Raw genomic sequence first — 11,077 nt, forward strand, 5'->3', positions numbered from 1 at the left:
TTTTAAATAACCAGTGAAATGACTAATTTATTTTTTGAATATGCCTAATATAAAAGAAATAATCCTGGGTGAGAATTTTACCCAGGATTATTTCAGTTTGTTGAGAAATATTTTGTCAGTACATATTATACAAGGAATAATATATTTAAATAGAAACATATTTTAAATGTTAACTTGATGAAGTTTGGTGGAATTTATAAAGAAGACAAAATCAATAGAATTGGAGACACTGTATTTATTAAATGTATGGTAGAGAGCAAGATAGGGTTAATAGCAGTAATCCCCTTGCCTAATTATTTAAATTTAACTTTATAATTCATTGATTAGTATATTATTTTTCATATGGTACCAAGTTTTTAAAGAGTAAAATATAATCATACTAGTGGACACAAGCATTAATGTAACTCCATATATATTTTCTTTATAATCTATACCAATATAACTACATAATAATATTATAGGCAGATTTGCTATGATTATAGTGAACATATATTTTATATAATTTCTTTCTGCCGAAGCCGATAAAAAGCAGATAACATCAGTTGGAGCTATAGGACAAAGTATTCCTAAAGCTAAAAATCCGTAATTATATTTTTTTATTAAGAGAGAGAGTTCTTGATATTTATTATTAATCATATCCTTTACCTTTGAATTGAAAACTGTCTTTGCAAACAGATATACTATAGTTTCACTTAAAATCATTCCTGCCATAGATACTAAGAATCCTTTCATGGGGCCTAGAAATAATCCCCCTAGAATCATAAGAGTTACCCCTGGTATAAGGAACAATAGTCTAATTACCCATAGTGCCATAAATAATAATATTTGTTTTTTTTCATTTATACTTATATATTTTTTTAGTATTTCTGTATCTAATGATATTATATTATTTTTTTTAATAAAATAAATTACTACAATCCATATAATAACAATAAAATATTTCTTATTAATCTTCATAAAATTATTCCTCCTCTCTTAATGTTTACAAATAAATACATAGGCTGGTGGCATATTTATTAATTCCCTTTCAATGTGTATATTTTTAAAAAACATACTTATAAAATCCTTCTTAAATAGAGTGTACTGAAAAGTAGTAAACTTTCCGCCCTTTCTTAGTACTAATTTTGTTTTGGCTAAAATTTCAGATGATACCTTCTCTGGTAAACTAGCAAAGGGTAGTCCTGAGATTACATAGTCTACATAAGGAATATCATGTTTTTTTAGGTGTATATCTATATTTTCAGCCGAATCATTTATAATATATAGATTTTCTTCATTCTTATATTTTTCTTTTAATGTAAGATAAAATTCATGGTTATATTCTAAGAGTATAATTAAAGTATCTTTTGTTCTTCTTTTAAGTAATTTATCTGTAAAGACCCCTGTCCCTGGCCCATATTCTACAATATATCTAGCATTATGAAAGTCTATACCTTCCATCATTCTATTTGCCAAATAGGTAGAACTTGGAAGTATGGCTCCTACAGTCTTAGGTTTTAATATATATTGTAAAATGAATGATAATCTTTTCATGTTCAATCCTCCATAGCTTTTATTTAATATAATATTAAATGAAAAATATAAAGAAATAGGCATTGAAATTCTTAAGATTTATTAACATTTTTTATAATAACTTTTAGATAAAAAGAGTGTATATTCATATACAACAAATGAAAACGTGGAAGCTAGTGAAGAAGACATGTGTAAGTTAAGACTTAGAAATACAATCTTTGACGATGAAATGGGAGTTTATGGATCACAACTTATAATCCTGGGTGAGTTTTTCACCAGGCCCCTAATTTAAGTATCATAGGTCAAAGGTCATTCGGTTTAGTTTAGAGTCTTTGTTATATATAAAGAATTTAGACTCTAAAAATAACATGTGTTTATTATATTTGGATAAATAAAATAGTAGTTTATTTGATAGGAATAAAATTTTTAATCCTAAAATTGCTTATCTATAAATCAACTTCATCATTCCAACTAATGCCATAACCACCAACATCAACTTGAACCATATTAAATATGATTTTATCTTTCAAAATTTTAAAGTTTTTATGATTAAACCAATTTTTCATATCATATTTTTTGATTTTAGTATCAAAAGTTACTAGAAGAATATAGTTCTCTAAAGGTTTTACATCTTTTATTCTCGGATGCATTAGATCACTCCTATTGTAATCCTTCTATTTTTTAAAATTCTTGTGTTTACCACATTTCTTTTAACTCTTTTTCGTGGAACTTAGCCCATTCTTGTATCAATTTATGAGCTCTATTAGGAAGATCTCCTTCTAACATTTCTAAAGTATTTAAGTCAAATAGTCCATTGTATTCTCCATATATAGCATGAAAATGTGGTGGAAGATGATCATTAAAATACATTTTATGAGAATCCCATAAAACCTTGTTATTACTGGCATAAGATTACCTCATTTATTAATTATTATATCAATAAATACAAATAAAAATCTATTTTTAATAGAATATTTTATTGTCTACTCTATATGGTACATTTTAATACCATTCAGGTTTTTTATTATTTTATAAATAGAATTATCATTGTGTTTCATGTTCTTTGAGGGGCAGGTATATAAAGATAATAGGTTTTAATATCAAAAAATGATATAAATCATAATATATATCAACAAAAATATGAAACTAGAAGTTTTGATTGTATATAAGTATCATAAAATGATACAATATAAATGAGAGGAGATGTTTTTATGAATAATTTTGTTAAAAATGTTAATAAATATATAAAATATCATGGAATTAAGCAAAGTTTTATTTCTTTGAAATCCAATATAGAAAAAAATAAACTTTCACGATTATTAAATGGAAAACAAGATATTTTACAAGAAGATATGAAAAAAATTGCATTGGCTTTAGATAAAAATATAATTGATTTCTTAAATGATGATATAGTAGTAAATACCGTTGAGTATGAAGAATCAACGTCCATTGCATTTTATATGGGGACACCAACTAGGGAAAAGGAGAATTTTGCAAATCTCATATTTGATTTTATAGAACATATAGATGCTGTTTTAGGTGTTAAAGACAAACTTAATAAGAATGCTCTTGACATATCAGAGGTATTAGATAATGGAATTTAGAAAATTTAAAGAAATAGTTATTAATAATAGATTGCACTATACAGACGTTGAAGAAACTTTAGATGAATTCTATGATACAGTTAATTGTAAGGGAGATATTCCTAAATTGATGAAAGAAATAGGAAGAAAATTAAATGTTATGATTATAGAAATTCCAATGAAATATGATGATTTTGGAGCGGTTTTTTTAAATACTACGTATAGTAATTATTTGCTTCTTAATTCTAATCAACCTAGAAATAAAATGTATTTTGCCTTTTGTCATGATATTTATCATGTTTTAAAAGGGTCTACCAATTATATTAATGAAAAAAGAGAAGTATATTTTAATAATGATTATACAACTGATGAAAATGAGCGTAAGGCTAATTTGTTTGCTGCAAATTTATTAATGCCAAAGGTGGAATTTAATAAAATATATAGATTATATAAATCAGAAGATTTATCTACAGAAGATATTGTTTTAAAGCTAATGAATTATTTTGATTCTACTTTTGTATCCGTGTTAATAAGGTTATTTGAATTAGACATTCTTAAAGATATAAATGAAGTTAAACCTTTATTGGAAATAAAAAAAGATGATTTGAAAAAGAAATTAGAAAAACTATGGATTAACACCGAAATAATTACCCCTACCCTAAATGATGAGATGAGCCATGTTTTTAATATGATTGAGAAGGAAGGAAAAGATTTAATAAAAAATCAATTCATGTCTGAATATAATTATTACAAAATAGTTGAGAGATTAAAAAAAATGTATGAGGAAATACGAATAATAGATGAAAACATATAAAGAAATACCAATAAATTTTTATGAAATACAGGACTATTTTGTAACAGAAAAACAGGATATCATTAATCATTTTATTACTGGTGAAAAGTACTTCTTTTATGATACATGTTCTTTAATAACCCATTCAGATACTCTAAATAGAAATTATATTATAAACTTTTTGAAGAACAAACATGCTACTATCATATTAACTAGAACTGTCCTAATGGAATTAAGTTCCTCAGAAGATAATAAAATTCACACTGTACAACTAAATTATTTAAAAGAATTACATGATTCTAATATAAAAATTATTTTATTAGATGAAGAATTCATACTACATTGTTTAAATGCAGTTATTAATATTAATAATGAAAATGCAAATAAACTATTAGGTTTTGCTATTAATGAGATTAGTAAATTTAAAGGAACAATATATGAAATAAAAAAGCTTATTCAAGAAAATCATTTGAAAAAATTAATAGGAAAAAATCCAGGGCATAAAGAACTTTATAGTGATTTTTTCACATTTGCTAGATCTATGAAAGAGTCAAAAGATAATTTAGGTGAGGAATTAATGTTTATATGTTTTATTATTTTAACTAAAATACCTATAGGTAAGTGTATTTTCTTTAGTAATGATTTAAATTCAAGAACAAATATTATTAGTTTAAATGATTACATATATAAACATCATGATAAAAAAGAGCCCTATCAATTAACAACAGCTACTTTATTGTATAAAATGTATATTGAAAATATACTAACTGATAGAACAAAAATGATAGATATTTTAAATAGCTCAACTGAAGGGAATATAAAAGTTTACTACACAGGAGAATCAGATATTAAATTACAATTTGATTCGTTTAGTAAAGAAGATTTAGTTGATAGAATTATGATAGATTCATATTTTAAAATTATATACTAGGGATAGTACTACCCCATGGATTAGAGTGGGTAAAGTATTATATATGAAAGATTAAAGTATTTGCATTAGGCATATGAAAGAAATAAATTAGTCAGTTCTCTGAGAAATTCCAATTATTTTCAAGGCATGGTGAGTGAGCATATTAAACATATGTAAGGGATCCATAACGAAGAAAATAATTCAAATAACCAGTAAAATGACTAATTTATTTTTTGAATATGCCTTAGTCCAGATACTTTTTTTAATGTTCTTTAAAGATTAATTCCATGTACTCTTTGTTGAGAAATATTTTATGAGCCTTAACATAACATTAAAAAAAGTTTAGAATCATACATTTTATTAAAAAATATGGTAAAATAATCCTGATATTAAATTCTGTAATATCTAAATTAGAAAGGAGACAGAGGATGAAAGACCAAAAGGATCACCATAGTTATATACCAGAACTTCATGATGAAAAAAATATTCTCGGTAAATGGGCCTGTTTATTTATAGAGAGACCAAGGATTATGCTTCTCCTAATCATTCTTGTTATGTACTTAGGATGGCTATCTTTTTCTCAAATGCCTAAAGAAATCAATCCAGAGATAAGACTTCCTTATATTAATATAACTACAACATATACAGGGGCATCTCCGGAGGAAATAGAAAACTTAGTTACGGATGAATTAGAAAGTAGAATCAGTGAGATAGAAGGTATAAAGAGTTTAAAATCCACATCAGCATTAGGTTATTCTAGCATTGACATAAGCTTTGATATGGGTGTGGACATGGAAAAGATGAAAAATGAAGTAAAGGATAAGGTATCAGAAGCAAAATCTAGTATTCCTGACGATGCAGATGATTCCTATATAAGTGAAATGGAAACGGGTAATGAATATGTACTTATTCTTAATTTAACAGGAATAGATGATTATGTAGAACTTAAAAATTCTGCTGATAGAATAAAAGATGAAATAAAAAAGATTAAAGACGTATCTAATGTGGATGTATATGGTGGACTAGAGAGGGAGATAAAGGTAATTATAGACCCCCATAAGCTAGCAGCATATAACATGAGAGTAGAGCAGATAGGAGATGCACTCAAGACTAGCAATACGACTATACCAGGAGGAAATATATATCTAGATAATAAAAAGTATAACGTAAGAACAATAGGTAAGTTTAAGCGCGTAGAAGATATGGAAAATGTAGTTGTCTCATACACGGGAACTGGACCCTTATATATAAAGGACATAGGCATGGTAGTAGATGGATACAAAGAAATACAATCTGATGCTAGAACGTCTGTTGGAGTAGGAACAGATAATCCTACTGTAAAAAAATCAGTAACTATAGTAGTCAAAAGAAAAGAAGGATCTGATGCAGTAAAGATAGGACAAGAGGTGCGAAGGATATTAAAGGATGGCAAAGGATCTGTTTATCCAAAGGAGATGGAGACACATATAACTATGGATTTAGCAGAAGAAATAGAACGAAATCTGGGAGATGTATTTGATAATGCTAAATCAGGATTGTTTCTAGTTATAATCGTTTTATATATATTTATAGGATTATCAGAATCTTTGGTAGTAGCTACAGTTATTCCATTAGCACTTTTAGGATCTACAATAGTACTTAAAAATTCGGGAGCTTCCATCAATACTATGGTACTCTTTTCTATGATACTAGCAGTAGGGATGCTTGTGGATAATGGTATTGTAGTTATGGAAAATATAGATAGGCTTAAGATGAAGGGAGCAAGCCCTAAGGATGCAGCAAAGGCTGCTACAAACCAAGTAGCACCAGCAATACTATCAGCAACACTTACTACATTAGCTGCATTTTTACCTATGGCAATAACTTCAGGACTGTATGGATATTGGCTTAAATGGATTCCTATAACAGTTATATCCGCATTAGCTGCATCATTTTTTATTGCCATAACCGTAACACCAGCTTTAAGTTCTGTATTTTTAAAAAACCATGTAAAAGAGGGTAGAAAAAATAAACCTATAATAGATATGGCCATAAAAGGAATATCTATTATATCCGTATTTGTTCTTTCTATGCTTTCATTTAAAGATAAGCATGAGGGAATTATAAATACAAATATACTTGCTTGGACATTTGCCATTATCTTTACAGGAGCAATTTCCTATAAATTAATTAAGGGAAAAGAAAATCCCCTTGATAATCCATTTATAAAAAAGTATGGAAATATGTTATATTCCATAATCACAAGCAAAAAGAAAAAATTTGCAGTTCTAGGAGTAGTTATCTTACTACTAGGAGGAAGTATAATGCTACCTGCATCAGGCATATTAAAGATTACCGTATTTGGAGATATGGATGCAGAAGAATTTAATGTAAATATAAAAATGCCCGTTGGAACAGAACTAGAAACCACATCAAATATAACATCAAAAGTTGAAAAAATATTATTTGATTATGCTGAAATGGAGAGCTTTTCAACGACGATTAGAAGTCCTGAGAAGGCAAGAATAAAAGTAAAACTAGTGGAAAAAGAAAAAAGAAAAAGAACCAGTATGGAAATAGCTGATCATTGTAGAAAACAAATAAATGATATTCCAGGAGCGGACATAACTGTAGGAGAGATGAAAGGTGGAATAGATTTTGGAAATAAGGATATAGAGGTAATGATTTATGGAAAGAACTTTGATACGTTAAAAGCCATAGCAGGTGATTTTACTCAAATACTAAAGGAGATAGACGGTACCTTTGACTCAGGAAATAACTTTGAAAATGGTCTTAGTGAAATTCAGATCATAATAAATAAAGAAAAGGCAGCCCTACTAGGACTAGATAATAGAAGCATATCTATGAGCATAAGAAATGCAGTAAATGGTCTAAAGGCAACCACATTTAAAATTAACCAAGATGAGATAGATGTAATGATACGTACAAGTAAAGAAAAACTAAAGCATAAAGAAGATTTTAACAATATATTTTTTTATGGTAGAAATAATCAACCTATACCATTTTCATATGTAGCCACTGTAAAAGAGGAAGAAGGTTATTCAGCCATATTTCATCATAGTGAAAAAAGATATGGAAAGGTTGGAGCAAATGTAAGAAATCAAGAAGAAAAGATGGCTATACAAGAAAAATTCATGGGAAAAATTGAAGAATATAATATGCCAAAGGGTTATTCTATAGGCTTTGATAGAGAACAAGAAGAAATTAATGAGTATTTTATGAATATGGCAAAAAATATGTTTATAGCCATGATATTAGTATATCTAGTACTTTCAATACAATTTAACTCTTTATCTCAACCATTTGTCATATTGTTTTCAGTACCCCTAGCGGTCATTGGAGTATTTATGGGACTTACAATAGTGGGTAGCTATTTAGGACTAACATCCCTAATAGGAATGGTGTCTTTAGTGGGTATAGCAGTAAATGATGCTATCGTATTAGTTGATTATATAAATTATTTAAGAAAAAATGGATATGAGATGAATGAAGCCATAAAAGAAACTGCCATGACCAGGTTTATACCTGTTATGTCAACAACTATAACTACTGTAGGCGGTATACTTCCCCTTACTTTAAAAAATGACTTTTATGCACCTATGGGATATGCAATCATATTCGGACTAAGCTTTGCAACTTTATTGACCCTTGTGATTGTACCTATACTATACTCTTTGGTAGAGACTATGAAGGAGTATTTTAAGAATAGAAGATTAAGAAAAAAGACAATAAATGTATAGTTTATGAAGGGAAGTGCCTATGAAAGATATGTATCTTTTTTAATGACAGTTTATATAAGCACGAAGCGATTTTGTTAAAAAGTATTAAAAGAAATAGGGAGGAGAACAGTATTGAGGAAGCTATTAGTTATACTAGGATGGATATTAGTAATAAATAGTTTTTTACTTTCAGGTTGTGGAAAAGATCAGGTGAAAGAAACGGATGGACAAAATGTAGAAGCACAAATAGAAGAAGAGGTTATATATGTGGAAACTAAACCTGTTATGATTATGGATTTCACAAATAAATTATCTGTACCTGGAAATCTAAAACCTAAAGAAGAGGCAATAGTTACAGGAGAAGTAAATGGAAAAGTAAAAGAAATTTATGGAGATTTAGGAAGCAAGGTTAATAAAGGGGATTGTCTTTGTAAATTAGATGATACAACTTATAGGTTAGAATATGAAAATAAAAGTAAAGATTTTTCCATAGCTAATATAGACTATAAGAATTTAATAAATGATTATGAAAGAGGAAAGATTCTTTATGAAAATAAAGTAAAATCAAAGGTAGAGTTTGATGAAATTCAAAAAAATTATGAAAAACAAAAAGAGGCACTAAGTATTAAGGAAAATGATTTAGTACTGGCAAAGAAAAATATAGATGACACAAACATAAAAGCACCTATTTCAGGAATAGTAAGCAATAAGAACGTCTTGAAGGGTCAAATGGTATCAGGGGGGACTGAGCTATTTAAGATTGTAAATATAGATGAAATGTATGTGGAAGTGGGAATAGCTGAAAAAGATATGCCCTTTATAAAAAAAGGCCAAGAGTGTATGGTGAAAGTAGATATATTCTCTGATATATTCATGGGTAAAATAACAAGTATAGGACCAGAGCCTAGTGATCAAACTAAGACTTATCCGGTTAAGATTTTGATAAACAATTCAGAGGGAAAATTAAAATCTGGAATGTTTTCAACAGTAGAAATAATATTAGATAATCACAAAGGTGCATTAGGAGTACCTAAAAAAGCTATTATAAAAGAGAAGGATAAATATTATATTTTCCTGGAGGTAAGTAAAAAGGCCATTAAAAGAGAAGTAAAGCTAGGCTTTTGGAGTGATAAATACTATGAAATCCTAGAAGGTATTAAAAAAGGTGATCAGGTTATTGTAGTTGGAAAGGACAATTTAGAGGATGGTAAATTAGTTGAGGTAAAATAGAGGTATATGGGTAAATCAGTCAACTTACTTGTTCTTTTGTCTACTCTATTAATGACGTAAACCCTTACATGTACTCATATGGTTAGACTTCTGTAAGCAATAAACTGAATAAAATTAATGCACAATGTGACTACTTAGAAATTATTAAATAGAATGTAAAATAGTCAAGCTCCTAGTTATTTCACTAGGAGCTTGACTATTTTACTGAATATTTAAATCATAGTTCAATGATATACATTTTAAATGAATGATGTAAAAGAAATAATCCAGGGTGAAATATTTGCTCAGGATTATTTTTTTTCGTGATTTAAGTAGTTTTTTAAGATTTTTTGTCAAATTATTTATATTTTGTCTATCTATATAAGTGAGAAGATTAATTAATTTTTTTCAGAACCTAGGTGAATATTTTAAGTATAGATTTTGTTTGTACAAAAGGAAAAATAAATAATTGATTAGATATTTTTAACATAAGGAAATTATATTGTAGATTAAAGAGATTTTACTTTAATAGAAGCTAAGAAACATATTATTATAAAAATTTTATACTTATAGAGTTAAAGATTATGAAATTTTATGATTTAAAGAAAAAATTTTTGGTTTACTTTTGAGCATTATATATCTTTTTAATTAGTGTAAGATAAATAACCGGTTATAGCTTACAACAAACACGGAACGTAGGGTACGTTAATATTTCCTTTAATGGAGGTTAGGAGCATGGTATTTGGAAAGTTTGATACTTATACCGTTAAGTCTGGAGTTACTCTGTGGTCTATAGGAACATATTGTAACATCACAGTCTTAGAGTTGATTAAACTCAATGGATTAACAGGTAGTTTAATTTATCAAAATCAAACATTAAAAATAAGGAAATGAAAAGGGAGGTTTTAAAATGATACAAGTTAGAACTAAAGAAGATCTGAAGAATGTAAAAACTAATCTTAGTGGAAGTTATAAGTTAATGAATGACATTGACTTGCAAGGAGAAAATTGGGAGCCAATAGGCGCAGAAAAAAATCCATTTAAAGGAACGCTTGATGGGAATGGGTTTGTTATTAAGAATTTGACAATAAATAAAAGTGAGCAAAAAGGTGTAGGTCTATTTTCATATGTAGAAGATGCAAAAATAATAAATATTACATTAGAAAATCCTCGAGTAAAAGGACATGAGAGGACAGCAGGACTTATAGGATCAGGAAAAGGATCGTCTATTGAAAACAGTCATATAAAGAAAAAAGGACAAATAACAGGAAACAATTATATAGGTGGTATCATAGGTTTAGGCGAGAATATAAGGATAATTGGATGCTCAGCAACAGATTCAATCATAAAA

At 27.9% G+C, this 11,077-nt stretch carries 10 protein-coding genes; 6 read left to right on the forward strand and 4 right to left on the reverse strand.

Features of this window, described 5'->3' with window-relative positions; genetic code table 11:
• Positions 1-309: 309 nt before the first annotated feature.
• From N4A57_RS14435 to N4A57_RS14450, 4 genes are all read right to left on the reverse strand, one after another.
• On the reverse strand, positions 310-957 hold the full coding sequence (locus N4A57_RS14435; RefSeq protein ID WP_293658703.1) for a TVP38/TMEM64 family protein: 648 nt from the start codon (positions 955-957) through the stop codon (positions 310-312).
• An 18-nt stretch (positions 958-975) separates the two neighbouring features.
• Positions 976-1,533: a class I SAM-dependent methyltransferase gene (locus N4A57_RS14440; protein WP_293658704.1), complete on the reverse strand. Its 558-nt coding sequence runs from the start codon at positions 1,531-1,533 to the stop codon at positions 976-978.
• A 425-nt stretch (positions 1,534-1,958) separates the two neighbouring features.
• Positions 1,959-2,162 (reverse strand): DUF2442 domain-containing protein, encoded by a 204-nt coding sequence (locus N4A57_RS14445; RefSeq protein ID WP_293658705.1) that lies wholly within the window; start codon positions 2,160-2,162, stop codon positions 1,959-1,961.
• A gap of 46 nt (positions 2,163-2,208) precedes the next feature.
• Positions 2,209-2,382, reverse strand: coding sequence for a DUF4160 domain-containing protein (locus tag N4A57_RS14450; RefSeq protein ID WP_330671529.1), 174 nt, complete (start codon positions 2,380-2,382; stop codon positions 2,209-2,211).
• Positions 2,383-2,723: 341 nt separating this feature from the next.
• On the opposite strand from N4A57_RS14450, the gene N4A57_RS14455 reads away from it, so the two are divergent.
• The 6 genes from N4A57_RS14455 to N4A57_RS14480 all read left to right on the forward strand — a co-directional run.
• The gene (locus N4A57_RS14455; protein ID WP_293658706.1) at positions 2,724-3,116 is read left to right on the forward strand and encodes a helix-turn-helix domain-containing protein; all 393 of its coding nucleotides are present in this window, start codon (positions 2,724-2,726) and stop codon (positions 3,114-3,116) included.
• Positions 3,106-3,909, forward strand: a complete 804-nt coding sequence (locus N4A57_RS14460) for an ImmA/IrrE family metallo-endopeptidase (RefSeq protein WP_293658707.1) — start codon at positions 3,106-3,108, stop codon at positions 3,907-3,909. Before N4A57_RS14455 ends, N4A57_RS14460 begins: the two co-directional genes overlap by 11 nt.
• Positions 3,896-4,819 carry a transposase gene (locus N4A57_RS14465; protein ID WP_293658708.1) on the forward strand — a complete coding sequence of 308 codons (924 nt, stop codon included), beginning with the start codon at positions 3,896-3,898 and terminating at the stop codon, positions 4,817-4,819. Before N4A57_RS14460 ends, N4A57_RS14465 begins: the two co-directional genes overlap by 14 nt.
• 407 nt (positions 4,820-5,226) lie before the next feature.
• Positions 5,227-8,538, forward strand: coding sequence for an efflux RND transporter permease subunit (locus N4A57_RS14470; RefSeq protein WP_293658709.1), 3,312 nt, complete (start codon positions 5,227-5,229; stop codon positions 8,536-8,538).
• A gap of 111 nt (positions 8,539-8,649) precedes the next feature.
• Entirely contained in the window at positions 8,650-9,747 is a 1,098-nt protein-coding gene (locus tag N4A57_RS14475) for an efflux RND transporter periplasmic adaptor subunit (protein ID WP_293658710.1), read from the forward strand.
• A gap of 889 nt (positions 9,748-10,636) precedes the next feature.
• Positions 10,637-11,077, forward strand: a 441-nt coding sequence (locus N4A57_RS14480; protein ID WP_293658711.1) for a GLUG motif-containing protein, incomplete at its 3' end; no start/stop codon positions are given.

Source organism: Anaeromicrobium sp. (assembly GCF_025210435.1).
Lineage (GTDB): Bacteria > Bacillota > Clostridia > Peptostreptococcales > Thermotaleaceae > Anaeromicrobium.